The organism is Burkholderiales bacterium (genome assembly GCA_035560005.1).
Taxonomy (GTDB): Bacteria; Pseudomonadota; Gammaproteobacteria; order Burkholderiales; family Eutrophovitaceae; genus DASRFY01.
Genome location: DATMAN010000054.1, coordinates 74,405 through 97,879 on the forward strand (window position 1 = coordinate 74,405; position 23,475 = coordinate 97,879).

The following is a 23,475-nucleotide window of genomic DNA, read 5'->3' on the forward strand; positions in this document are numbered from 1 at the left end:
ATGGGCAAGCCCGAATTGTTCCCTTCCGAGATCGTCACACCTGCCATCTCCAAGGACGAGCTGGTGCAGCGCCTGCTCGGCATGCTGCCCCAAGAATGCGTGCTGCACGAGGAGGAGGAGCTGAAACCCTACGAGTGCGACGGCCTCTCGGCGTACCGGCGCGTACCTCTGGCCGTGGCGCTGCCGGAGAACGAGGCGCAGGTTCGAGCGGTGCTGCGCATCTGCTTCGAAGGCCGCGTGCCGGTCGTGTTCCGTGGCGCCGGGACCGGGCTGTCCGGCGGTGCCCTGCCCTACGAGCACGGCCTGCTGCTCGGACTGTCGAAGCTGAAGCACATCCTGGAAATCGATCCGCTCGCCCGCATCGCTCGGGTGCAGCCGGGCGTGCGCAACGCGGCCATTTCGGAAGCGGCCGCACCTTTCGGACTGTACTACGCGCCCGACCCCTCCAGCCAGATCGCCTGTTCGATCGGCGGCAACGTCGCGGAAAACTCCGGTGGCGTGCACTGCCTGAAGTACGGCCTCACGGTACACAACATTCTCAAGCTGCGTTTCCTCACGATCGAAGGCGAATTGCTGGAAATCGGCTGCGACGGGCTGGACTCGCCCGGCTATGATCTGCTGGCGCTCGTCACCGGATCCGAAGGGATGCTCGGCGTGATCACCGAAATCACCGTGAAGCTCCTGCCCAAGCCGGTCAAGGCCCAGGTCGTGCTGGCCGCTTTCGACGACATCGCCAAGGCGGGCCAGGCGGTCGCCGATATCGTCGGCGCCGGCATCGTGCCGGCGGGACTGGAAATGATGGACCAGCCGGCCACCCGTGCGGTCGAGGAATACGTTCACGCCGGCTATCCGCTGGACGCGCAGGCGATCCTGCTGTGCGAATCGGACGGCACCGAGGAAGAGGTCGCCGCCGAGATCGCGCGCGTGACCGAGGTGATGAAGAAGGCTGGCGCCACCGATGTCCGCGTCTCGCGCGACGAGGCCGAGCGCCTGAGGTTCTGGGCCGGGCGCAAGGCGGCCTTCCCGGCCGTCGGCCGCATCCTGCCCGACTACTTCTGCATGGACGGGACCATTCCCCGCAGGCAGCTCGCGCGGGTGCTCCAGCGTATCGCCGAGCTGTCGGCACAGTTCCGCCTGCAGTGCGCGAACGTGTTCCACGCCGGCGACGGCAACCTCCACCCGCTCATCATGTTCGACGCCAACGACGACGATCAACTGCGCCGCGCGGAGCAGTTCGGCGCGGCGATTCTCGAACTGTGCGTCGAGGTGGGCGGCACCATCACCGGCGAGCACGGGGTCGGGATCGAAAAGATCAACCAGATGTGCGTGCAGTTCCGTCCACCCGAGTTGAAGACCTTCCACGCCGTGAAGCGCGCGTTCGACGCGTTCGGCCTGCTCAATCCCGGCAAGGCCGTGCCCACGCTGCAGCGCTGCGCCGAGTTCGGGGCGATGCACGTGCGCCGCGGGCAGGAGAAATTCCCCGACCTGCCTCGGTTCTGAAGGCGGAATCTTGAACCACGGAATGCACGCAGGGCACGGAGGGAAAGCGAGAGAGGCGAAACGAAGGCGTGTCAAGAGCGAGTGCTCAGCGGTGAATCATCTCTCTCGCCCGGATTGTCACTCGCGAGTCGACCGTTCCTGTTTTCTCCTCCGTGGTTCATTTCTTGTCAGATGGAACATTCGATTGAACAGTTTTCGGCCACCATCCGCGAGGCGGCGGCGCAGCGCAGGGCGTTACGCATCCGGGGCGGCGGCACCAAGGATTTCTACGGCGTAAGGCTGGAAGGCGAGCCGCTCGACACGCGCCGCTATTCCGGCGTTGTCGAGTACGAGCCGACGGAGCTGGTGCTCACCGCGCGCGCCGGCACGCCGCTGTCCGAAATCGAGTCCATACTCGCCGCGCAAGGCCAGATGCTGGCCTTCGAGCCGCCCCATTTCGGACCGCATGCCACGTTCGGCGGGTGCATCGCGGCGGGCTTCTCCGGTCCGCGACGCGCCTATGCGGGCGCGGCCCGCGATTTCGTGCTCGGCGTGCGCATGCTCAACGCCGATGGCGAGGATCTGCGCTTCGGCGGGCAGGTCATGAAGAATGTCGCCGGCTACGACCTGTCGCGTCTGCTCGCCGGCTCGTTCGGGACGCTCGGCCTGATCCTCGAGATTTCCATCAAGGTGCTGCCACGTCCGCAGACCGAGCACACGCGGGTCTTCGAGATGAGCGAGGCCCGCGCCATCGAGAGCATGAACCGCTGGGCCGGCCAGCCGCTGCCGGTTTCGGCGACCTGCTTCGTGGACGGCGCTCTGTACCTGCGGCTTTCGGGCGCGGCGAGCGCCGTCGCAGCCGCCCAGCGCCGGCTCGGCGGCAACGAAGTTCCAGCCGATGCGCAGTTCTGGCGTTCGATCCGCGAGCACAGCCATCCGTTCTTTCGTCGCTCGCCCATGCTCTGGCGCCTGTCGCTCAAATCGACCACGGCGCCACTCGATCTCGGCCCGACGCTGCTGGAATGGAACGGGAGCCTGCGCTGGATTGCGGCCGCGCTCGATCCCGCACCGGTACACGCTGCCGCACGGAAGGCCGGCGGCTATGCCACGCTGTTCCGCGCCCCGGAGAGGTCGGCCGGGGCCGTGTACCTGCCGGAGTCTTTGCTCGCGATCACCCGGCAACTGAAGCGCGCCATGGATCCGCACGGCATTTTCGGCCCCGGCCGCCTCCACCCGGAATTTTGACCGGCTCTTCCAACCACGCAGACACAGAGGCACAGAGAGAAGCCACATGGATGAAAGACACGAGAACGAGGTGTTGCGCCGCGGAGCCCCCGATTTGGATTCGTGTCCTCGTGTTTCGCTCTTCCAGATCATTTGGACTTCTCCGTGTCTCTGTGCCTCTGTGATTAGATCGGACGCATGAAAACCAACCTGGCGGAGCCCATCCGCGGCACTCCGGAAGGACGGGAAGCGGATCGCATCCTGCGGACCTGCGTGCACTGCGGGTTCTGCACCGCGACCTGCCCGACCTACCAGTTGCTCGGCGACGAGCTGGACGGACCGCGCGGGCGGATCTATCTGATCAAGGAACTGCTCGAAGGCAAGCAGTTCACGCGCAAGACCCAGTTGCACCTGGACCGCTGCCTCACCTGCCGCGCCTGTGAGACCACCTGCCCCTCGGGCGTGGAGTACGGTCACCTGGTCGATATCGGGCGCAACATCGTCGAACAGCAGCTCGGCCGGCCGCTGGTGGAGTCGGTGAAACGCGCGGCTCTGCGCGCGATCGTTCCCAATCCGGCTCTGTTCACGCCGCTGTTGCGGCTCGGCCAACTGGTGCGCCCGCTGCTGCCCGGCGGGCTGCGCCGCAAGGTGCCCGCGCCACAAGCGCGTGCCGCGTGGCCGGCGCCGCGCCATGCGCGGCGCATGCTCGTGCTGGACGGGTGCGTGCAGCCGGCGATTGCGCCGAACATCAACGCCGCCACCGCACGCGTGCTCGACGCGATCGGCATCTCGCTCCTCAAGGCGGAGAACGCGGGTTGCTGCGGCGCCGTGACCTTTCACCTCGACCGGCAGCGGGAGGCCGCCGCCTACATGCGCCGCAACATCGACGCGTGGTGGCCGTATGTCGAAGCCGGCGTGGAAACCATCGTGACGACCGCTAGCGGCTGTGCCGTCATGGTGAAGGATTACGGCCATGCGCTGGCGCACGATCCCGCCTATGCCGACAAAGGGCGCAGGATCGCCGAGCTGACCAGGGACATCGGCGAGGTCCTGTTCGACGAGCGGGAGAAGGTGAAGGATCGCCTCACCCTTCACCCCTCGCGTCTGACGCGCCAACGCGTGGCCTTCCATTCCCCGTGCACGCTGCAGCACGGATTGAAGATCCGCGAAAAGGTCGAAGTCCTGCTGCGCGAAGCCGCCTTCGAGCTGACCTTCGTGCCAGACTCGCATCTTTGCTGCGGCTCGGCGGGCACCTACTCGATTCTTCAGCCGCAACTGTCGCGACAGCTTCTCAAGAACAAGATCGAAGCACTGCAATCGGGAGATCCCGCGCTCATCGCCACCGCCAATATCGGCTGCCTGACCCATATCCAGAGCGGCGCCGCCGTGCCCGTAAGGCACTGGGTCGAATTGCTGGCCGAAAGACTCGTGGAATCCTGACCGGTGCTTCGGGCAACCGGTGCAGAGCTGCATGCCCGGTTCATCCCGAGCAGAAAAAAACAGATCAACCCGAGGAGGAAGCAATGCTGTTCGACGTACGCATCTACACCTGCCGTCCCGGCACGATCAGGAAGCATCTCGCCCTCTACGAGCGCATGGGCAAGGGTCCCCAGACGCGTCATCTGGGCGAGCCGTTCGCCTACTTCGTGACCGAGACCGGCAACGTCAACCAGTACATGCACATCTGGGCCTACGAGAACGCCGCCGACCGCGAGCGCCGGCGCGCGGCGATGCTGGCGGATCCGGAATGGCAGGCGTTTCTCGAAGAGAGCGCGAAGCTGGGCGCGCTGGAGCATCAGGAGAACCGCCTGATGACGCCGGTGCCGTTCTTTCCGGTCAGGCGCTGAGCGTACGCATGATCATGCCCGGCGGCTATGACGCGGCCGTGCTTCCCGCGGGCGTTCGCGCTCGTTTCGTCGAAGGCGTCAACGGCCTGAGGATGCACATACTCGAAGCCGGATTCGAGCAGCCGGGCCGGCCGTGCCTGCTCCTGCTCCACGGTTTTCCGGAGCTGGCTTACAGCTGGCGCAAGCTCATGCCACGGCTGGCGCAGGCCGGTTATCACGTGATCGCGCCCGACCAGCGCGGGTATGGTCGCACCACCGGTTGGGACCGGCGCTACGACGGCGAGGTGGCGTCCTTCCGCATGCTCAATCTGGTCAAGGACGCGCTGGCGCTGGTGTTCGCCTGCGGACATCGCTCGGTGACCGCGGTCATCGGCCACGACTTCGGCTCTCCGGTGGCGGCGTGGTGCGCGCTGATCCGGCCTGAAGTGTTCCGCTCGGTGGTGCTGATGAGCGCGCCCTTCGCCGGTCCGCCTTCCTTGTCCGCCGGGGCAGCGGGCGAGCCTGGCAGCGCATCCGGGGCCGCGACCATCCATGATCAGCTCGCGGCCTTGCCCCGACCCCGCAAGCATTACCAGTGGTATTACTCCACGCCCGAAGCCAACGCGAACATGTGGCATTGCCCTCAGGGCGTGCACGCCTTCCTGCGCGCCTATTACCACATGAAGAGCGCGGACTGGAGCGCGAACAAACCCTTCAGGCTGCAATCCTGGTCCGCAGGCGAGCTGGCGAAGATGCCCACCTACTACATCATGGACTTGAACAAGGGCATGGCCGAGACCGTCGCGCCGGAAACGCCCTCCCCGGCACAAGTCGCGGCGTGCAAGTGGCTGACGGAAGAAGAGCTGCGCGTCTACAGCGCCGAGTACGAGCGCAACGGCTTCCAGGGCGGGCTGCAGTGGTACCGCTGCGCGACCGATCCGGGGCACGCGGCCGATCTTCAGGTGTTCTGTGGCCGCACCATCGACGTGCCCTCGCTGTTCATCGCCGGCCGCAGCGACTGGGGCATCTATCAGAGACCCGGGGAGTTCGAGCGCATGCAGCAGCAGGCCTGCACCCGCATGCTCGGCTGCCACCTGGTCGAAGGCGCCGGCCACTGGGTTCAGCAGGAACGGCCCGAAGAGGTCGGACGCCTGCTGCTCGATTTTCTCCGGCGCGGCGGGGCGAGCGCCTAGCGAGCACATCATCCCTCGGCCATTGAAGAACAAACCGCATGGAACACCGAAAATGAGCGTCGCAATCGTTACCGGTAGCGCGGGTGGAATCGGCGAGGCGGCTGCCCGGGCCATCGCGCAGCGCGGTACCCGCGTTGCGGTAGCCGACCTCAGAGCGGATGCCGCCGCGCAGGCGGCGCAGCGGCTGCGGGCCGAAGGGCTCGCCGCCGAGCCCGTAGCGGTGGACGTGGGCGAGCAGGCCAGCGTCGCCGCCATGGTCGAGGCGGTGCTGGGCCGATGGGGCCGCATCGACATCCTGGTCAACAATGCGGGCATCGAAAGCTCCAAGCCCTTCCTGGACATCGGCCTGGAGGAGTACGAGCGCGTCATGCGCGTGAACCTGACGGGGGTGTGGCTCTGCTGCCGGGCCGTCATCCCCGTCATGCTGCGCCAGCAGGCGGGTTGCATTCTCAACGTCAGCTCGGTGGCGGGCCAGCGCGGCGGCGGCCTGCTCGGCACGGCCGCTTACTCGACTTCCAAAGGCGCCGTGATCGCGCTCACCAAGGCGCTGGCGCGGGAGTTCGCCCGGTCCGGCATCCGCGTCAATGCGGTGGCACCGAGCCTGACGATGACCGACCTCGCCCGGCGCCAGCTCGAAAAGCTCGACCCCTCCACGCTGGATCGCGTCGTCGCGATGACCCCGCTCGGCCGCGTCGCCCAGCCGCACGAAATTGCAGCCGTCATCGCGTTCCTGACTTCGGACGAAGCGTCGTTTGTGACCGGCCACGTGTACAACGTGGATGGCGGCACCGCGATGTGACGGGCGCCGGCAGGTACCCGACTGCTAGATCGGCAGGAAAACGAGTTTGCTGTCCACCTGCCTGGTCACCGCCGCCCAGTGCTCATCGAAGTTGAGCAGAGCGGGCAGCTTCTCGCCGCGTCGCATGCGGGCGAGCGCAGCCAGCTCCTTGCTCTGGATTTCTTCGGCGATCGGCAGAATGCGTTCGAGCTCGGTGATCGAAGCGACGACCAGTCCGTCGTCATCGCCGAAGACGACATCGCCCGGATTGACGGCGACTCCGCCGCACTGAACCGCGACCTGCGTCTCGCACGCGGTGCGCGTCGTGCCCGACATGGGCGTGACGAAGCGCGCATAGACCGGCAGCGGCAGGGTCCGCAGCGTGGCCGTATCGCGTACCGCTCCGTCCACCACGATGCCGCCGAGCTTGCGGTTCAGGGCCTCGGTCGCGAACAGTTCACCCGCCACCGCGCGTCGTCCGCCGCGCGTGTCGATGACGAGAACGTCGCCGGGTCTCGCATCGACCAGCGCCCGCAACACGGTGAGATGGTCGTCCGGGCACACCAGTGTGAATGCGGTGCCGACAAGTTTGACGCCGGGGTTGACGAGGCGTAGCGCCGGATCCATCACGCGCAGCCGCTTGTCGGCATCGCACAGCGCCGCCGGGTCCAGCTTGAGAAGTCGGGCACGAAGTGTCGTCAGATCCATCGGTGTCTTTCCTTGACTCGTGTTGCGGTTGCGCCCGACAGGCGCGGGCTTGAAATCTCCTGTGCGCCAGGCTCAGCGTGCACCGGAAGCGAGGAAGCCTCCGTCGACCGGGATCACGATGCCGGTCACGTAGGCGGCGCTGTCGGACACCAGGTAGGCGACCGCCGCGGCGATCTCTTCGGGCGTTCCGTAGCGCCGCATGGGGATCGCGTCGGTATAGCTCTGCCGGAACTGCGGGCTGTGCAGCACCCGCGTCATCGGCGTGTCCACCGGCCCGGGCGCCACCGCGTTCGCCGTGATGCCGTGCTCGGCGAGTTCCACCGCCATCTGGCGCGTCAGGCCGATGACGGCGGCCTTGGACGTGCCGTAGCCCGTGCGCCCGACCCCGACCGCGCGCAGGCCGGCCACCGACGCGATGTTGACGATGCGCCCCCAGCCCTGTTGCTTCATCCGCCGCGCGCCGTGCTGCGCGCACAGCAGCACGCCGGTCAGGTTGATGTTCAAGTGCGCCTGCCAGGCATCCAGCGGGAACTCGAGGAAAGGAAAAGTCTTGGCGATACCGGCGTTGTTGACCACGATGTCGCAGCGGCCGTGGTCGCGATCGATGGCGGCAAACGCCTCGCCGATCGAGGCAGGGTCGCCCACGTCGAGCCGCAGCGCCGACGCCCTGAATCCGGCACGCTGGAGCGACTCGGCTTTCTCGCGCGCCTGCGCCCCGTCGATGTCGCCGATCAGCACATGCAGGTTCTGCGCCGCGAGCACATCCGCGATGGCGGCGCCGATGCCCTTGGCGGCTCCGGTGACCAGCGCAATGCGCTGCGGCGAGTGTGTGGATGCCATCAATGCTCTCTGCTAACAGCGCGACCGGATCGGGTGCTGCGGGCGGGCTGTGCGCCGGCATGCCCGCCGAACGCGGCGCAAGGCGTCACGCGCGCCCGAGCGCCTGCCGGATCTCCCGGATCGTCGCGGGCTCCTTGCCCACCGATCGGATCAGGCCCACGGCTTGCTCGACCAGTTGTACGTTGGTCTTCGTTGTGCCGAAGGGCGCATCCTCGAGGCCGACCCGGATGTGACCGCCGCGTTCGGCCGCGTAGACGATCAACGGCGTGATGTCCACGTCCAGGCCGGCGATCATCCAGGGCGCGTGCGGTGCTTCTTCCGCCAGCAGTTGCAGGAAAGCATCCAGCCCGTAGCGCCTGGGCGGAAAACCGAAGCTCAGGCCATCCGAGAACATGAAACGGTAGATGCACTGCGGCACCTGCGGATAGGCGCGCTCGAGCGCCGCCCCCAGGCGCACGAATCCCGGCTCGTAGAGCGCGTAGCCCGGGTGGTAGCGATAGCGAACGGCGAGTTCCAGGCCGAGCCGGATATGGGATTCAGGGTTGGCATAGACAAAGCCCTCCGTGCCCTTGGGAATGTCGGCCAGCCGCGTGATGTTGGTGGAACCCGGGTCCACGACCGACCATTCCAGCAGCCCGCGCTTGCACAGCGTTTCGGTGTGCGCATAGCGCTGCTGCGGCGTCATCATCTGCGGGGCATCGACGCTGCCGGCAAAAGGCAGTGTGGGATACACGACCACGTCTTCTTTCTCGCGGATCCCTTCGATGATGGCGGTGTACAGGTCGGCGTCGTCCTTCTGCCGCCCGGTTTTCTCGTCGTAGGCGTGCACATGGACGATCGCCGCCCCGGCCCGTGCGCAGGCGATCCCCTCTGCCACGATGTCCCGGACGGAGATCGGGATCCCGGGCTGCCGGTCGCGAGACCAGGGCCCGTTCAAGGACACTTCGATCCAGGTCTTGCCGGGTGTTTCCACCCGTCTTCCGGCTCGCTGCGCGACGGCAGCGGCCGGAAGAGCGCCCAGTGCCGCCATCAGCAGCGGTGCGCATGCAGACTTCAGAAAGCGCCGGCGATCTGCGGCGCGCTGTTCACCCAGCGTCGCGGTGCCTGCTTCGCATCGGTTCTTCATTGTCGGTTCTCCTGCCACGAAGGAACTGCGCTCAGACCAGAGGGCCCGAGTATTTCTCGAGCACGCTCCAGGCCTCCTGGCCGAAGGCCTCTCTCCACTTCTTGTAGTAGCCGGACTTCGACACGGCCGCTCGAAACGCCGCCTGGTCGGTCTGGTGGAACTGCAGGCCCAGCTTTTTCAGTTCGCCCTCGACGTTCTGATTGATCTTTACCAGGTCTTCGCGCTCCCTCAGCGCCGCCTCGTTGAAGTTGCGCGCCAGGATTTCCTGCAAGTCCTCGGGAAGCGAGTTCCAGACGCGGCCGTTGACCAGCGTGAACTGGCCGTCCCACATGTGGTTGGTGATCGAGACGTGCTTCTGCACTTCGTAGAGCCTGGAGATCAGGATCAGCGAGAGCGGGTTCTCCTGGCCGTCGACGATGCGCGTTTGCAGCGCCGAGTAAACCTCGCTGAAGTTGATCGAGGTGGGCGCCGCGCCCAGATGCTGGAAAAGGGATGTCCACAGCGGACTGACCGGCACCCGGATCTTGAAGCCCTTCAGGTCTTCTGGCGTCAGGATGGGTCTGGTGCTGCTCGTGATCTGGCGAAAGCCGATGTCCCACAGCTTCTCGAAAGCATGCAGCTTGATCTTCGCGATCACCCCGCGCAGGAACGCGCCCAGCTCGCCGTCGAGCGCCGCCCACACCTGGGAGTAGTTCTTGAAGGCGAAGCCCACGCCGTACAGCGAGGTCTGCCTGGCCAGGGTCGACAGCACGTTGGTGCCCGACAGCACGAACATCTCCAGCGCGCCGCTGCGCAACTGCGACAGCATGTCGGAGTCTCCGCCGAGCTGGTTGTTCGGGAACATGCGCACTTCCAGCCTGCCGCCGGATTCTTCGAGAATCTTCGGCAGGATCTCGTGCACGCGCTGGTTGATCGGGTGCGTCATGGGCAGGTTGCCGGCGAACTTGAACCGGTATTTCGGCCGCGCCGCCGAAGCCCGGCTGGCGATGATCCCGAACAGCGGCAACGCGGCGCCGGCGCTCAGCACGCGGCGCCGGGTTACCGCACCAGGTTGGAGGGCGGGTTGAGGTGCGACGTTCTCGATTCCCATTTCCATCACTCCGATTGTCGGCTTTCCGGTCATTTCAGGAAGCCGATCGAGATCCACGGCACCGCCGCCACTACGATCAGCCCGATGACCAGCGCCAGCAAGTAGCCCTGGATGGGGCGAATGCCTTCGTTCGGGTTGACCCGGCCGATGGCGCAGGCGGCGTAATAGCCGACGCCGAAGGGCGGCGCGAACAGCCCGATGCCCATGGCCAGGATCACGACCATCGCGTAGTGCACTTCGTGCACGCCCACTTGGTGCGCGATCGGAAACAGCAGCGGTCCGAACAGCACGATCGCCGGAATGCCCTCGAGCAGGCTGCCCAGGACGATGAAGACCACGATCGACACGGCGATGAAGCCCAGGGCTCCGCCCGGCAGATTGGTCATCGCCTCGGCCAGCTGCTGGGAAAAACCCGACTGGGTGAGCGACCACGCCATCGCCGTGGCCGCGCCGATGATGAGCAGGATCGCCCCCGAAAGGGAGGCCGTCTCCACCAGCATGGGCAGCAGCCGTCGCCACTCGAATTGCCGGTAGATGAGCAGCCCGGCAATCACCGAGTAGGCGATGCCGATGGTGGACACCTCGGTGGCGGTGGCCACGCCTTCCACGACCGCGGCGCGGATCACGAAGGGCAGCGCGATCGCCGGCGCGGCGATGACCAGCGCGCGCACGATCTGCGCGCGGCTTGCACGCTTGACGTGCGACAGGTCCTCCTTGCGATAACGCCACCAGACGAGGGCACACAACGCCAGGCCCATCACGACCGCGGGCAGCATGCCGCCGGTGAACAAGGCCGCGATGGAGACGCCGGTCACCGAACCGATGGTGAGCAGGACCAGGCTGGGCGGAATGGTCTCCGTCTGAGCGCCGGTGGCGGAAAGCAGGGCCACCAGGTCGCCCTTCTTCGCGCCGCGGCGCTGCATCTCCGGAAACAGCACCGGGGCCACCGCCGCCATGTCCGCGGCCTTGGAGCCCGAGATGCCCGACACCAGATACATCGAGCCGACCAGCACGTAGTGCAGGCCGCCGCGCACGTGACCCAGCAGGTTGCCGAGGAACGCGACCATCGCCCGGGCCATGCCGGTCATCTCGATCAGCAGGCCGAGAAAGACGAATAAGGGAACGCTGAGCAGGATCAGGTGCGACATGCCTTCGTCCATGCGTCCCACGACCGCAGTCATCGGGACCGTGGTGGTGAGCGCCAGGTAGCCGTAGGTCGCGAGCCCGAAGGCAAAGGCGATCGGCACCCCGGCGAACACGTTCAAAGCGACGATGCCGACGAAGAAGATCAGCAGATTCACGTTCTCCAGCTCGAAGAGAACCGGCTGCAGCAGCAGCAACCCGCCGATGCCCAGTCCGATCAGCGCAGCCGCGCCGGCGATGAGACGCCAGTTGCCCGCTTCCAGCAGCCGCATGAGAGCGAACAGGAGCATCAGCGCGCTGCCAGCGGGCAGCGCGGCGGCGCGCCAGGCGTTCGGAATTTCCAGCGCCGGCGTGATGATCACCAGCTCGTCATGGGCGAATTCGTAAGCGGGATAGAGCACGAGCGCCAGAAACGCGAGGGCGGCAGCGATGGCGAGCACTTCGAGAAAGACGCGAGCCCGCGGCGATACCCTGCCTACGACGGCCGTCATGCGCATGTGCTCGCCGCGGCGCAAGGCCACCACCGCCCCCAGCATCGCCAGCCACAGGAAGAGCATCGAGGCCAGCTCGTCGGACCACAGCAGCGGCTGATGGAAGACATACCGGGAGAGCACGCCCGCGAACAGGATGATCACTTCGGCCATCACCAGCAGCGCGGCGATCGCTTCGACCGCCGATCCCGCCGCCTTCTCGACCGATACCAGCCATTGCGGGGCGCCCACCGGGGGTGCGGAGGTGGCGGACGGATCGGCGTACTCGGAGTGCGTGCTCATCTTTTTTCCGTGGCAGGGGGCGCAATCGAGGAAATGCGCTTCAGAGGTCGGTCACCGCACCGTGCGAGGCGTCGGCCACCAGCCGCGCATACTTGGCCAGGACTCCGCCGGTGTAACGCGCAGCCGGCGCCTTCCACTGCGCGAGGCGCTCGCGCAACTGCACTTCGCTCAGGTCCAGGTCCAGCCGGCGATTGTCCACGTCGATGACGACGACGTCGTCGTCGCGCAGGACCGCGATCGGTCCGCCTTCCGCGGCTTCCGGCACGATATGGCCGATGACAAAACCGCGCGTGGCACCGGAGAAACGCCCGTCGGTCATCAGCGCCACCGTCTCGCCCAGTCCCGCGCCCTGCAACGCGCCCGTGACCAGTTGCATCTCGCGCATGCCCGGCCCGCCGCGGGGCCCCTCGTTGCGCAGAACCATCACGTCGTTCGGCCGGATGCGGCCGTCCTTGATCGCCTGGAACGCATCTTCCTCGCACTCGAAGACCCGCGCCGGCCCGCGGTGCAGGGCCTTCTTCTGCCCCGAGAGCTTGATCACGCAACCGCCCGGGGCGAGATTGCCGCGCAGGATGGCGAGCCCGCCCTCCATCTTCAGCGCCCGCGACAGCGGCCGGATGACGTTCTGCCCAGCAGGCTCGGAAGCGTGCTCGACCTCCTCTCCCAGCGTGCGCCCGCTCACGGTCAACTCGCCGGGATGCAACAGACCGGCCTCGAGCAGCCGCCTGCCCACCAGCCGCATGCCGCCCGCTTCGTACATCTCGGGCGCGGTGTAGGTGCCCCAGGGTCGCAGATCGGCCAGCACCGGCGTGCGCCGCGAAATGCGGTCGAAGTCCTCGAGCGCGAGCGGCACGCCGAAGTCGTGCGCGGTGGCGAGGAGGTGCAGCACCGCGTTGGTCGAGCCGCCGGTCGCCATCACGCCGCTGATCGCGTTCTCGAAGCTGCGACGCGTGACCAGCGAGCGCGGCCTCGCCCCCTTGCGCAGCAGTTCCATCACCAACTTGCCGCACTCGAAGGCGACATCCATCTTGGCCGGGTCCGTGGCCGGAACGTCGTTCCATCCCATGGGCGAGATGCCCAGCATCTCGTATGCGGTGGCCATGGTGTTGGCGGTGAACTGCCCGCCGCACGCGCCGGCTCCGGGGCAGGCGTGATCCTCCACGTCCTTGAACTCCTCCTCGGAAATCCGGCCGGCGTTGAACGCGCCCAGCGCTTCGTAGGCATCCTGGATCGTCAGCCTGCGGCCGCCGAACAGCGCGTTGGGACGCGCGCAGGCGCCGGATCGGATCGAGCCGCCATAGAGCGTGAGGCCGGGAATGTCCAGACGCCCCAGCACCATGCCCATGGCGGGAATGGTCTTGTCGCAGCCCGAAATGGTGACGATCGCATCGAACATGTGCCCGCGCGCCACGAGCTCCACGGAATCGGCGATGATCTCGCGGCTCACCAGCGAGGTCTTCATTCCCTCGGTGCCGGTGGTGATGGCGTCGTTGATCGCGACGGTATTGACCTCGATCGGCGTTCCGCCGGCCACGCGGACGCCCTCCATCACACGCTGCGCCAGTTGCCTGTGGTTCCAGTTGCACGGCATGGTTCCGATCCAGCAGTGCGCCACCCCGACCTGCGGCCGCGCGAGATCGGCGTCGGTAAAGCCCACGGCCTTCATCATCGAGCGCGCCACCGCCCGGTCGGGCCCGTCGAGCAGCCGGCGGCTCCTGTGTCTCGGATCGAAGGCCATGGAGGCTGCCGTGCGCCTAGCGCGAGACCAGTGCGGTCAGTGCTTCGCGCAACTTCGCCCCCGCCTCCAGGCCGATCTTGCGCGCGGCGGCGTTGACATGGGAGAGCACGCCGTTCTGCCACATGTCCATCGAGTCTCCGATGCGCCCGCTGGTGTGCGCCACGGTTGCCGCGGGGATGCCCCGCTTCTGCAGCATCTCCAGCGCGGCGATGCCGGCGTTGTCCTTGCCCACGCCGGCGTCATTGAAGATCACCGCCTTGAGTGGAACTTCGAGGGCGAACTCGCCCGAGCTCGTGCCGCCATGCGATGCGCAGACGACGATCGCGCCCTCATCCTCGGATTCGACCTTGGTGATCGAGTCCATGAGAATCACCCGGCCGCCTTTGCCCCTCGCCACTTCCTGCTTCAGCATTCCAGTCCTCCATCGGGCGCGGGCGCCATGCGCCGCCGCCAGTTGTTCATCGTGCCGCTCACCGGCCGTCGCCGGCCCACCACCGCGCGCGCCGGCGTTCAGACCGAGGTGATCATGCGGATGTTTTCGGCAATCGCGTCGCGCTCGAATACCTTCTTCCAGTCGGGGGCGAAGATCTCCTTCTTGGCGCGCTCCACCGCCTTGTTGGCCGCATCCGACATTCTTACCCCCGGGAGCTGGTCGAACAGGATCGCCAGCTCGACGTTCAGATGCCCGAGGATGAAATCGCGCGCGGCGGCTTCCGGCACGCCCCGGCGCACGGCCTCGTCGGTGGCTTCGCGGATGACGGTCAGGCAGGTGGCGCACACGGTCTCGGACAGCACCGGCTCGAGGATCGCCATCTGCTCCACCGTCGCGCGGTGCGAACGGGTGACCGGCGCATACATGCGCTTGGCGACGTCCTCGGCCAGGGCGAAGTTGGCTTCGTCGCCGCGGAGCAGCGCGCACACGATGGCCTGCTTGGCCTTGATTCCGCCGAAGTAGTCGCGCCTCGCCTCGGGATCGGTCTCGTCGTTGAAGATCGGCGGATGGCACGGATGCGCGACGAAGATCGTCAGATCCTCGCGCTCGGGGAGATGGCCGGCGAACGGCGCGGCCGCGTCCAGGGCGATGAGCGTCGCCCCTTTCTTGAATTTCCCGGTGAGCTGGCGGGTCACCTTTTCGATCAGGTTGTCCGGGATCGCCAGGATCACCACGTCCGCGTCGCGCAACGCCGTGTCGGCGTCGACGCAAGTGATGCCGAGGTCCTTCCTGAGCCGTTCGCGCCCCGCTTCGCTCACCTCGACATGGCTGACCTGATAGGGCGCGTTCCTAAGGTTGGCGGACACGCGGTAGCCCATCTTCCCGCCCGCCCCGATAATGGCCACTTTCTTCATCGTCGCAACTCCTCAGCTAGAAAAGACCCTGTTCCCTGCCCGCCTGCGCACGGCCCGTACGGCGCAGCGTCAGCCTCTTGCCATTCCGAAATAGTCGGGCCCGCCCATCTGGCCCCCCTTGAGCGCGATCTCCAGTGCGTCGAACTTCGGATCGTTCGAATAGCCGCGGCAGAGCGGCGCGCCCGGCGTGAGCTCGGCGAGCATTTCCAGTCCGTACAACCCGAGTTCCTGCGTGGCGTAGCTGGACGTGTCTCCCCCCGCGATCACCACGCGCCGCAGACCGGTTCGTTCCAGCAGCTCGCGCGCGGCCCGGCCGAGCTGAGTGCCGAGCACTCTGGCCGCGTAGCCCGGTCCAGCGTTGCCCGCCTCGGCCGCCAGTCGTTCGCGCGTCGCCCGGATGCTCGGGTCGTCGGGTCCGGCCGCCGAGTAGAGCAGCACGCTCTTGCCCGCGCCGAGACACCGAAGGCCGCTCTCGACCAGCCGGCGGCGCGCCTCATCCGCCGCTTGCGGGCTGACCAGCTCTTCGGTCGGCATGCGAATGCAGTCGAAGCCGTGCTGCGCGGCCCACGCGATTTGCTGCGCGGTCATCGGCGAAGCGCTGCCGGAAACGACGAGCAACTGCCCGACCGGCTTCACCGGCGCGAAGCTGACGCGCTGCCTGGAGATCAGGCCGCTCTGCCTCCAGTGCGCGGCCAGCGCGTACTCGACGCCCGAGGAACCGAGCGCGAAGTGCTGCTGGCGCTGCGCCTCCTGCCAGATCAGCCGCCCCACCGTGCGCAGACTCTCGTCGTCCAGCACGTCGTAGAGCAGCAGGTCGGGCCGATCGCGCAGTTTGCCGGCATGCCGCGCGTCCACCTGCGCCGGATCGCCGGCAAGTTCCGGCAGGCTCATCAGCGCGATGCGGGCCTTGGTCTGCTGCGCCAGGTGCAACCTCAGATCCGCCTCGTGCATGGGCGTGACCGGATGGCGTGACATGGTCGGATGCCGGTCCAGGCGATACACCTCCTCCCCGGCGGCGGCGAAATGATTTCCGAACACCGTGTAGCGCCGCAGCGGCGGCGCGCCGGCCAGGACCGAAATGGTCTGGCCGGAGAGCAGCGAACGGCGCGCAAGGTCGGCGACGTGTCCGATGCTGCCCACTTCCGGCGAAGAATCGAACGTCGAGCACACCTTGTAATGGGTGAGCGGGGCACGCAGCGACCAGAGCTTGGCCAGGACCGGCTCGAGCTCTGCGTCCATCTCCGCGGGGGACATCGCGCGGCTGGTGCCAGCCACGCCCAGGCAGCGCAGATCGGAGAACTTCTCGCGCAGCAGGGCCGCCGACGGGGGCGCGAAGAACAGCACGGTGCGCAGGCCCGACAAGGCCAGCGCTTCCATGGCGTCGGTGGAACCCGTGAAGTCGTCGCCGTAGAACGCGAGCAGCAGTTGCGGCGCGTCCGCCATCAGTCTCGCCCTCCGAACTTCTCGATCGCAGCGCGCAACTCCGGACGGCTGGCCGCATACTCTTCCAGCGATACCCGGGCAAGCGCCGCCTCCCAGCCCTGTTGCATGCTGCGCACGCCGGCCGCGGTGCCTCCGGGATGCGCGATGATCCCGCCGCCGGCGAGGTGAATGACATCGATGGTCTGAGTGGCCGCATGAATCGCGACCGCCGAACCCGCCCACTGCGCCGAGGAGATCGCGGGCATGACGCGATAGTCGCCGAACATCGGGGTCAGACAATCGATGATCGATCTGCCGACTTCCTCGTTGGTTTCATAGAACTTGCTGTTGAAGCCGCCCACGTGCAGATGGTCCACACCCGCCAGGCGGCAGATCTTCTGATAGGCGCAGAAGCTGATTCCGAGCAGCGGGTGCCGGGACATGGCGCCGAAGTTGGCGCGGTGGCCGTGGATCGGAAGTTCACAATGCCGCCGCAGGTGCGCGACCGCGGCGATTCCGACGTTGTTGATGTTCACCATCACGCAGGTGCCACCGTGTTTCCTGACCAGGTCATGGCTTCGCAGCATGTGATCCACGTCGCCGGTGATGTTGAACGCGTACATGGCCTTGCGGCCGGTCTTGTCGGCGACCCGCTCGATCTGCGGCATGACCGCGGCCACGCGCCGGGCAAACGGCGCATAGGGCGGGTCTGCCTGCAACTCGTCGTCCTTGATGAAGTCGAGCCCGGCCATGGCCAGGTCGTGCACGAGTTTCGCGATCGCTTCGATCGACAGCCCGATGCTGGGCTTGATGATGGTGCCGATGAGGGGACGCCCGTGCACCTGTGCGAGCCCGCGCGTGCCGTGGATCCCGAAGGCCGGCCCCGGATAGCGCGCCGCAAACGACGGCGGCAGCTCGAGATCCTCGAGCCGGATGCCGGACAGTTCCTGCAGTTCGTAGAGATTGCCTGCCACGGCAGCCAGCAGCGCCGGCAGCGACGGGCCGAAGTTGTGAAACGGAAAGGAGACGACGATGCGTCCGCGCCGATACACCGGGCGCGCACCCTGCGAGCGGGGCGGCTTGCTGCCCGGCAGGCTGGGCACCTCGACGGTGTCCAGCGGCTCGATGCTCTGCACCTGCGCCCCGAAGCGCTCCTTCAACTCGTTGGTCTCCCCGGGCACCGAGACAAAGGTGCCGCTCGACTGCTCTCCCGCGATGACCGCCGCCGCGTGTGCGAGGGAGTGCGGCGTCTCGATCAGATAAGTCGCTCTGACGCGCTCTTCGCTCATGGGAGTGTCATCCTCGCCAACGCTGTGACTTTTGAGCAGGAATGGATGACGCGAATCCTAAGAGGGGTCATAGAGCGCGGCAAACGATTTAAAATCTCCCGCCTGTGAAAAAACCTCACAAGATCACCGTTCGCCATGCCAACGCCGAGACCTTCCCTGAATGCGCTGCGGGCGTTTGAAGCCACGGTGCGGCTGCGGAGCATGAGCGCCGCCGCGAAGGAGCTGTCGGTCACTCACGGCGCCGTCAGCCGCCACATCAGATCGCTGGAGGACGCGTTCGGAGTGACCTTGCTGAACCGCAGTGCGCACTCGACCGATCCCACGCCGGAGGGTGCGCGTCTGGCGGAGGGTCTGGCGGCGGCGTTCAACACGATTGCGGCCAGCATCGAGCAGATCAAGCCCGGGCCGCTGACACTGTCCTGCTCGACGTCGATCATGATGTACTGGCTCATCCCCAGAATCGCGCGCTTCCATGAGAAGCACCCGGATGTCGAGCTGCAGTTCAACATGAACTACGGCCGGATCGATGTGGTGCGCGACAAGATCGGCGTCGCAATCCGCAATTCGATGATCGAGCCGCCTCCGGACGTCGTCGTGCGCGAGCTCACGGTGGAACGGGTGGGACCGGTGTGCTCGCCGGAATACCTGCGGTCGGCGCGCATCCGATCGTTCGAAGATCTGGCCGCCGCCCGCCGGCTGGCGCCCAGGACCAGGCCGAAAGCATGGGCGGAGTGGGCGGCGGCATTGGGCCATGACGGTTCCGGCTTGGTTGCCCACGAACAGTACGACCACTTCTACTTGATGATTCAGGCGGCGATCTGCGGATTGGGCATCGCGCCGGTGCCCCGCATGCTGGTGCTCGACGATTTGCGCTCCGGCAAGCTGGTCGCGCCCTTTGGCTTCGTGGAAGGCCCCCACAAGCTGGTCCTGTGGCTGGCGCCGCATGTGATCTCGCGCTCGGACGTGCGAGCGCTCAGCAAATGGCTGACCGACGAGCTGAACGAGAGCGAGCGTGACGCGCCCACGGAGCCCGCGCGCGCCAATCGGCGCGCCGCGCTCCGGCGGGCAAAGAAGAGCTCGGCGGCGCCGGAACGAGGAAAGGTTTAAGCTTCGCCCCGCGCTAGCGCACCGCCACCACGGGTGCAGGCACCTCCGCGCGCTGCAGGTCGCGGGTCAGCTCGCGGATCGCGGCCTCGTCCAGGGTCTCGCGCTCGAGCAGCGCGCGCGCGCAGCGCTCGAGTAGTGCGCGGTTGTTGGAGAGGATGCGCAGCGTGCGTTCGAACACACCCATCACGATGGCGCGGATCGCCTCGTCGATGCGGTTCTGGGTGGATTCGCTCACCCGGCAGCCGCCCTGGGTCATGCCCGGCACGTCCAGAAAGCGTGGCGGCTGCGCCTCGTAGGAGATGTAGCCCAGCGACTCCTCCATCCCGTAGCGCGTCACCATGTCGCGGGCGATGTCGGTCGCCTTGGCCAGATCGTCCGCCGCCCCGGTGGACAGCCGGCCGAAGACCAGTTTTTCCGCCGCGCGCCCGCCCAGCAGCACGGCGATCTTGTTCTCCAGCTCTTCGCGCGTCATGAGATAGCGATCCTCGGTCGGGCGCTGGATGGTGTAACCGAGCGCGCCGATGCCGCGCGGAATGATGGACACCTTGTGTACCGGATCGGTCCCGGGCAGCGCGAGCGCCACCAGCGCGTGGCCCATCTCGTGATAGGCGACCACTTCGCGCTCGCGCGGATTGAGCACGCGGTTCTTCTTCTCCAGCCCGGCGACGATGCGCTCGATCGCGTGCGTGAAATCCTCCAATGCCACCGCCTGCGCGCCGCGGCGCGTGGCGGCGAGCGCCGCTTCGTTGACCAGGTTGGCGAGATCGGCGCCGGAGAAACCGGTGGTGAGCGCAGCCACTTGCTCCAGGTCCACGTCGGGGGCGAGCTTGATTCTGCGCGCGTGCACCTTGAGGATCTGCACGCGGCCGGTCTTGTCCGGGCGGTCCACCAGGACCTGGCGGTCGAAACGTCCCGCGCGCAGCAGCGCCGGATCCAGGATCTCGGGCCGGTTGGTGGCGGCCAGCAGAATCAGCCCGCTGGAGGAATCGAAGCCGTCCATTTCCACCAGCAACTGATTCAGCGTCTGCTCGCGCTCGTCGTGGCCGCCGATCGGCCCCGCCGCGCCGCGCGCGCGTCCCAGCGCATCCAGCTCGTCGATGAATATGATGGCCGGCGCTTTGGCGCGCGCCTGTTCGAACAGATCGCGCACGCGCGCCGCCCCCACCCCGACGAACATCTCCACGAACTCCGAACCGGAAATGGAGAAGAACGGCACGCCGGCTTCGCCCGCCACCGCCTTGGCGAGCAGGGTCTTGCCGGTGCCCGGGGGCCCGACCAGCAGCACGCCCTTGGGAATGCGCGCGCCGAGGCGTCCGTACTCCTGCGGATTCTTCAGAAAGGAGACGACTTCCTTCAGCTCCTCCTTGGCTTCGTCCACCCCTGCCACGTCGGCGAACGTCACGCCGGTGTTCTTCTCGACATAGACCTTCGCCCGGCTCTTGCCGATGCTCATGAAGCCGCCCATGCCCTGCTTTTCCGCGAAACGCCGGAACAGGAAGTACCACACCGCGAAGAAGGCCAACGCCGGCACGATCCAGGAAAGCAGGTCGCGCAACAACGTGCTTTCGATGACCCGGGTATAAGGCACGCCGTATTGCGACAGCCGCTCGGCGAGATCGGGTTCGACCCGCGTGGCCACGATGACCGTCTTGCCCTTCTCGTCCGGCGACTTGAGTTTCCCGGTCAGGGTCCTGTCGGAGACCAGTACCTCCGCTACGCGTCCTTCGGACAGCGCGCGCTCGAATTCGCTGTAGGGCACCGGCTCGACCTGACGGCTGGTCTGCCACAGGTTCTGCAGCATGAGGAACATGAACAGCGCGAGAATCCAGTAGCCGACGTTCCAACGGGTTTGTTCCTGCATCGGACGCTCCTGATCGAGAGCTGCGTTGCCTGTTCGCCGCCGCTCGGGCGAGCATAGCGCGATCGAAGGCCGTAAACTAGGGGCGCATTTCTCGATTCTGGTGGCAACAACGTGGAATTCAAAGACTACTACCAGGCGCTCGGGGTTTCACGCGAAGCCACCGCGGAGGAGATCAAGAAGGCCTACCGCAAGCTCGCGCGCAAGTACCATCCCGACGTCTCCAAGGAGCCGGACGCCGAGCGCCGGATGAAGGAAATCAACGAGGCGTACGCGGTGCTCTCGGACCCCGAAAAGCGCGCCGCCTACGACCAGCTCGGCCGCGGCTACCGTCCGGGAGAGGAGTTCCGGCCGCCGCCCGACTGGGACGTGGGATTCGAGTTCTCCGGACCCGGGTTCTCGCAGGCCGAGGCTGCCGACTTCAGCGACTTCTTCGCCGAGCTGTTCGGCCGCATGGGTGGCCGTCGCGCCCGTCATGGCTTTCAGGCGCGCGGCGAAGATCACCATGCCAAGGTGCTGCTCGACATCGAAGACGCCTTTCGCGGTGCGACCCGCGAGATCCAGTTGCGCGTGCCGGCCACCGACGAGCACGGCCGCGTCACGGTCACGACCCGCACGCTCAACGTCAAGATTCCCAAGGGCGTGCGCGAAGGACAGATGATCCGCCTCGCCGGCCAGGGCTCATCCGGGTTCGGTGGCGGGGCGCCCGGCGACCTGCTGCTGGAAGTCCACTTCAGGCCGCACCCGCGTTTCCGCGTCGAGGGGCGCGACCTGCACGTCGCCCTTCCGGTCGCGCCGTGGGAAGCCGCGCTCGGCGCCGTGGTGCCCGTCGCACTGCCCGATGGCAGCAACCTCAAGGTCCGCATCCCGCCCGGCGCGCAGAGCGGACGCGCCTTGCGCGTGCGCGGACACGGCATACCGAGCTCGCCGCCGGGCGACCTGCTGCTCGAACTCCAGGTCGTGCTCCCGCCCGCCGACACGCCGAAGGCAAGGGCGATCTACGAAGCGATGGCCCGCGATCTCGCCTTCGATCCGCGCGCCGAGCACAGCGCTCAGGACCATGTCTGACGACGAGATCCTCGCCGGTCGCCTGCTCGAAGAGGCCTGTCTCACGCTCGATGAGGTGGCCCGTGTCGCGGCGGTGAGCCGCGAATGGCTGCTCACCCGCATCCAGGAAGGCCTGATCCCGGTTCCAGGGCCGAGCGAGGAAGAATGGCGCTTCTCCACCGCCGAGCTGCGCCGCGTGCGCCGCATGCACGCGATCGAACGCGACTTCGAGGCCGTGCCGGAACTGGCTGCCCTGGTAGCCGACCTGCTGGAAGAAGTGGACAGCCTGCGCGCGCGGCTGCGGCGCGCAGGACTGCTCTAGAGCGCGCCGGCCAGCTCCCGCACGAGCCGGTCCGCGGGCACCTCCTTGCACGCGCTCGCGTTCTGGCCGGACCACAGCGGCGAGAAATCGGCGGAGCCCGCGGCTTCGGCCTTGGCCCGCAGCGGCGCAATGGCCGAAACGGCGAGCGGAAACTCCGGCGCCGCGCTGTTGATCGGCCCCAGCTCCCTCATGATCCGGTTCATGATTCCGCGCGCCGGCCGGCCGGTGAACAGATTGGTCAGCGCGGTGTGGCGTGCCGCGTCGCTCCTGAGCGCCGCCCGATGCACGCGGCTGGTGGTCGCCTCCGGGCACAACAGGAACGCGGTGCCGACCTGCACGCCCGCGGCACCGAGCGCGAGCGCCGCGGCCACGCCCCTGGCGTCCGCGATTCCTCCGGCCGCGATCACCGGGCACCTCACCGCCCGCACGATCTGCGGCACCAGCGCGAACGTGCCGGCCTGCGTGGTCAGGTCGTCGGTCAGGAAAATGCCGCGATGCCCGCCGGCTTCCAGGCCCTGCGCAATGACCGCGTCCACGCCGTGCGCTTCCAGCCAGCGCGCTTCGTCCACGGTGGTCGCCGAGCCCAGGACCTTCGAACCCCAGCGCTTCACGCGTGCGACCAGTTCCGGGGCCGGAAGTCCGAAATGGAAACTGACCACCGCCGGCCGAAACGGATCGAGCGCATCCGCCAGCTCGGTGCCGAAGGGCGTGCGACCCGGGCCGGCCGGCGGCACCGACTCGGGGGCGATGCCGAATTCGCGGCAATAGGGCGCCAGCGTCCGCCGCCACAGCGCCTCGCGTTCGGGATCGATGCCGGGCGGCGAGTGGCAGAAGAAGTTCACGTTGAACGGCCGCGAGGTCTGCGCCGCCAGCGTCGTCAATTCCGCGCGCATGCCCTCGACGTCGAGCATCGCGCAGGGAAGCGAACCCAGCGCGCCGGCATTGGACACCGCCACCGCCAGTGCGCAGCCCTGCACCCCGGCCATCGGCGCCTGGATGATCGGCAATTCCGTGCCCAGGAGTTCGGTCAGTTTCATCGCATCCTCGCAGGGTGGTCGGATAATCCGTCTTGCGGGCTCGCGCCCCTTGCGCTCTGCGATCCGGGAAAGGCGGTATTCTGCGCGAGCTTATCCCGGCGTCTTGCGATTGTCGCGCGGGTTCGAGA

Annotated in this window: 21 protein-coding genes; 9 read left to right on the forward strand and 12 right to left on the reverse strand. The window is 67.2% G+C overall.

Going from position 1 to position 23,475, the window contains the following annotated elements:
* From VNM24_07680 to VNM24_07705, 6 genes are all read left to right on the forward strand, one after another.
* Complete coding sequence (locus VNM24_07680; GenBank protein HWQ38478.1) at positions 1-1,500, forward strand: FAD-linked oxidase C-terminal domain-containing protein; 1,500 nt, start codon at positions 1-3, stop codon at positions 1,498-1,500.
* Between the two features lie 171 nt (positions 1,501-1,671).
* Entirely contained in the window at positions 1,672-2,724 is a 1,053-nt protein-coding gene (gene glcE / locus VNM24_07685; protein HWQ38479.1) for a glycolate oxidase subunit GlcE, read from the forward strand.
* 177 nt (positions 2,725-2,901) lie between these two features.
* Positions 2,902-4,143 carry a glycolate oxidase subunit GlcF gene (gene glcF / locus VNM24_07690; protein HWQ38480.1) on the forward strand — a complete coding sequence of 414 codons (1,242 nt, stop codon included), beginning with the start codon at positions 2,902-2,904 and terminating at the stop codon, positions 4,141-4,143.
* Positions 4,144-4,226: 83 nt separating this feature from the next.
* A complete protein-coding gene (locus tag VNM24_07695) occupies positions 4,227-4,550 on the forward strand; it encodes an NIPSNAP family protein (GenBank protein ID HWQ38481.1) in 324 nt (107 codons plus the stop codon).
* A gap of 8 nt (positions 4,551-4,558) precedes the next feature.
* Entirely contained in the window at positions 4,559-5,722 is a 1,164-nt protein-coding gene (locus tag VNM24_07700; GenBank protein ID HWQ38482.1) for an alpha/beta hydrolase, read from the forward strand.
* Positions 5,723-5,774: 52 nt separating this feature from the next.
* A complete protein-coding gene (locus tag VNM24_07705; GenBank protein ID HWQ38483.1) occupies positions 5,775-6,521 on the forward strand; it encodes a glucose 1-dehydrogenase in 747 nt (248 codons plus the stop codon).
* 24 nt (positions 6,522-6,545) lie between these two features.
* Here the strand turns inward: VNM24_07705 and VNM24_07710 are convergent, their stop codons facing one another.
* The 10 genes from VNM24_07710 to VNM24_07755 all read right to left on the reverse strand — a co-directional run bounded on the left by VNM24_07710 (position 6,546) and on the right by VNM24_07755 (position 17,976).
* Positions 6,546-7,208, reverse strand: coding sequence for an RraA family protein (locus VNM24_07710; protein HWQ38484.1), 663 nt, complete (start codon positions 7,206-7,208; stop codon positions 6,546-6,548).
* Positions 7,209-7,280: 72 nt separating this feature from the next.
* The gene (locus tag VNM24_07715) at positions 7,281-8,048 is read right to left on the reverse strand and encodes an SDR family NAD(P)-dependent oxidoreductase (protein HWQ38485.1); all 768 of its coding nucleotides are present in this window, start codon (positions 8,046-8,048) and stop codon (positions 7,281-7,283) included.
* Between the two features lie 85 nt (positions 8,049-8,133).
* Entirely contained in the window at positions 8,134-9,174 is a 1,041-nt protein-coding gene (locus VNM24_07720; GenBank protein ID HWQ38486.1) for a 3-keto-5-aminohexanoate cleavage protein, read from the reverse strand.
* 31 nt (positions 9,175-9,205) lie between these two features.
* Positions 9,206-10,297 carry a TRAP transporter substrate-binding protein gene (locus VNM24_07725; GenBank protein ID HWQ38487.1) on the reverse strand — a complete coding sequence of 364 codons (1,092 nt, stop codon included), beginning with the start codon at positions 10,295-10,297 and terminating at the stop codon, positions 9,206-9,208.
* Positions 10,294-12,180: a TRAP transporter large permease subunit gene (locus tag VNM24_07730; GenBank protein HWQ38488.1), complete on the reverse strand. Its 1,887-nt coding sequence runs from the start codon at positions 12,178-12,180 to the stop codon at positions 10,294-10,296. Before VNM24_07730 ends, VNM24_07725 begins: the two co-directional genes overlap by 4 nt.
* Before the next feature lie 40 nt (positions 12,181-12,220).
* Positions 12,221-13,918 (reverse strand): dihydroxy-acid dehydratase, encoded by a 1,698-nt coding sequence (gene ilvD / locus VNM24_07735; protein HWQ38489.1) that lies wholly within the window; start codon positions 13,916-13,918, stop codon positions 12,221-12,223.
* 16 nt (positions 13,919-13,934) lie between these two features.
* Positions 13,935-14,330 carry a hypothetical protein gene (locus VNM24_07740; GenBank protein HWQ38490.1) on the reverse strand — a complete coding sequence of 132 codons (396 nt, stop codon included), beginning with the start codon at positions 14,328-14,330 and terminating at the stop codon, positions 13,935-13,937.
* 98 nt (positions 14,331-14,428) lie between these two features.
* The gene (locus VNM24_07745) at positions 14,429-15,265 is read right to left on the reverse strand and encodes a phosphogluconate dehydrogenase C-terminal domain-containing protein (protein HWQ38491.1); all 837 of its coding nucleotides are present in this window, start codon (positions 15,263-15,265) and stop codon (positions 14,429-14,431) included.
* Positions 15,266-15,334: 69 nt separating this feature from the next.
* The gene (locus tag VNM24_07750; GenBank protein ID HWQ38492.1) at positions 15,335-16,708 is read right to left on the reverse strand and encodes a four-carbon acid sugar kinase family protein; all 1,374 of its coding nucleotides are present in this window, start codon (positions 16,706-16,708) and stop codon (positions 15,335-15,337) included.
* Positions 16,708-17,976 (reverse strand): ribulose-bisphosphate carboxylase large subunit family protein, encoded by a 1,269-nt coding sequence (locus VNM24_07755; GenBank protein ID HWQ38493.1) that lies wholly within the window; start codon positions 17,974-17,976, stop codon positions 16,708-16,710. Before VNM24_07755 ends, VNM24_07750 begins: the two co-directional genes overlap by 1 nt.
* Before the next feature lie 135 nt (positions 17,977-18,111).
* On the opposite strand from VNM24_07755, the gene VNM24_07760 reads away from it, so the two are divergent.
* Positions 18,112-19,083 (forward strand): LysR family transcriptional regulator, encoded by a 972-nt coding sequence (locus tag VNM24_07760; GenBank protein HWQ38494.1) that lies wholly within the window; start codon positions 18,112-18,114, stop codon positions 19,081-19,083.
* Positions 19,084-19,096: 13 nt separating this feature from the next.
* Here the strand turns inward: VNM24_07760 and ftsH are convergent, their stop codons facing one another.
* The gene (gene ftsH, locus VNM24_07765; protein HWQ38495.1) at positions 19,097-20,944 is read right to left on the reverse strand and encodes an ATP-dependent zinc metalloprotease FtsH; all 1,848 of its coding nucleotides are present in this window, start codon (positions 20,942-20,944) and stop codon (positions 19,097-19,099) included.
* 111 nt (positions 20,945-21,055) lie between these two features.
* Between ftsH and VNM24_07770 the strand changes: the two genes are divergently transcribed.
* The gene (locus VNM24_07770; GenBank protein ID HWQ38496.1) at positions 21,056-22,009 is read left to right on the forward strand and encodes a DnaJ C-terminal domain-containing protein; all 954 of its coding nucleotides are present in this window, start codon (positions 21,056-21,058) and stop codon (positions 22,007-22,009) included.
* On the forward strand, positions 22,002-22,310 hold the full coding sequence (locus tag VNM24_07775) for a chaperone modulator CbpM (protein HWQ38497.1): 309 nt from the start codon (positions 22,002-22,004) through the stop codon (positions 22,308-22,310). Before VNM24_07770 ends, VNM24_07775 begins: the two co-directional genes overlap by 8 nt.
* On the opposite strand, the gene VNM24_07780 is transcribed toward VNM24_07775, so the two are convergent.
* Positions 22,307-23,347 (reverse strand): nitronate monooxygenase, encoded by a 1,041-nt coding sequence (locus tag VNM24_07780; GenBank protein ID HWQ38498.1) that lies wholly within the window; start codon positions 23,345-23,347, stop codon positions 22,307-22,309. The genes VNM24_07775 and VNM24_07780 overlap by 4 nt on opposite strands.
* Positions 23,348-23,475 lie beyond the last annotated feature (128 nt).

Coding starts and splice junctions, on each gene's coding strand:
- VNM24_07680 (HWQ38478.1), top strand. CDS start 1: ATGGGCAAGCCCGAATTGTTCCCTTCCGAGATCGTCACACCTGCCATC.
- glcE (HWQ38479.1), top strand. CDS start 1,672: ATGGAACATTCGATTGAACAGTTTTCGGCCACCATCCGCGAGGCGGCG.
- glcF (HWQ38480.1), top strand. CDS start 2,902: ATGAAAACCAACCTGGCGGAGCCCATCCGCGGCACTCCGGAAGGACGG.
- VNM24_07695 (HWQ38481.1), top strand. CDS start 4,227: ATGCTGTTCGACGTACGCATCTACACCTGCCGTCCCGGCACGATCAGG.
- VNM24_07700 (HWQ38482.1), top strand. CDS start 4,559: ATGATCATGCCCGGCGGCTATGACGCGGCCGTGCTTCCCGCGGGCGTT.
- VNM24_07705 (HWQ38483.1), top strand. CDS start 5,775: ATGAGCGTCGCAATCGTTACCGGTAGCGCGGGTGGAATCGGCGAGGCG.
- VNM24_07710 (HWQ38484.1), bottom strand. CDS start 7,208: ATGGATCTGACGACACTTCGTGCCCGACTTCTCAAGCTGGACCCGGCG.
- VNM24_07715 (HWQ38485.1), bottom strand. CDS start 8,048: ATGGCATCCACACACTCGCCGCAGCGCATTGCGCTGGTCACCGGAGCC.
- VNM24_07720 (HWQ38486.1), bottom strand. CDS start 9,174: ATGAAGAACCGATGCGAAGCAGGCACCGCGACGCTGGGTGAACAGCGC.
- VNM24_07725 (HWQ38487.1), bottom strand. CDS start 10,297: ATGACCGGAAAGCCGACAATCGGAGTGATGGAAATGGGAATCGAGAAC.
- VNM24_07730 (HWQ38488.1), bottom strand. CDS start 12,180: ATGAGCACGCACTCCGAGTACGCCGATCCGTCCGCCACCTCCGCACCC.
- ilvD (HWQ38489.1), bottom strand. CDS start 13,918: ATGGCCTTCGATCCGAGACACAGGAGCCGCCGGCTGCTCGACGGGCCC.
- VNM24_07740 (HWQ38490.1), bottom strand. CDS start 14,330: ATGCTGAAGCAGGAAGTGGCGAGGGGCAAAGGCGGCCGGGTGATTCTC.
- VNM24_07745 (HWQ38491.1), bottom strand. CDS start 15,265: ATGAAGAAAGTGGCCATTATCGGGGCGGGCGGGAAGATGGGCTACCGC.
- VNM24_07750 (HWQ38492.1), bottom strand. CDS start 16,708: ATGGCGGACGCGCCGCAACTGCTGCTCGCGTTCTACGGCGACGACTTC.
- VNM24_07755 (HWQ38493.1), bottom strand. CDS start 17,976: ATGAGCGAAGAGCGCGTCAGAGCGACTTATCTGATCGAGACGCCGCAC.
- VNM24_07760 (HWQ38494.1), top strand. CDS start 18,112: ATGCCAACGCCGAGACCTTCCCTGAATGCGCTGCGGGCGTTTGAAGCC.
- ftsH (HWQ38495.1), bottom strand. CDS start 20,944: ATGCAGGAACAAACCCGTTGGAACGTCGGCTACTGGATTCTCGCGCTG.
- VNM24_07775 (HWQ38497.1), top strand. CDS start 22,002: ATGTCTGACGACGAGATCCTCGCCGGTCGCCTGCTCGAAGAGGCCTGT.
- VNM24_07780 (HWQ38498.1), bottom strand. CDS start 23,347: ATGAAACTGACCGAACTCCTGGGCACGGAATTGCCGATCATCCAGGCG.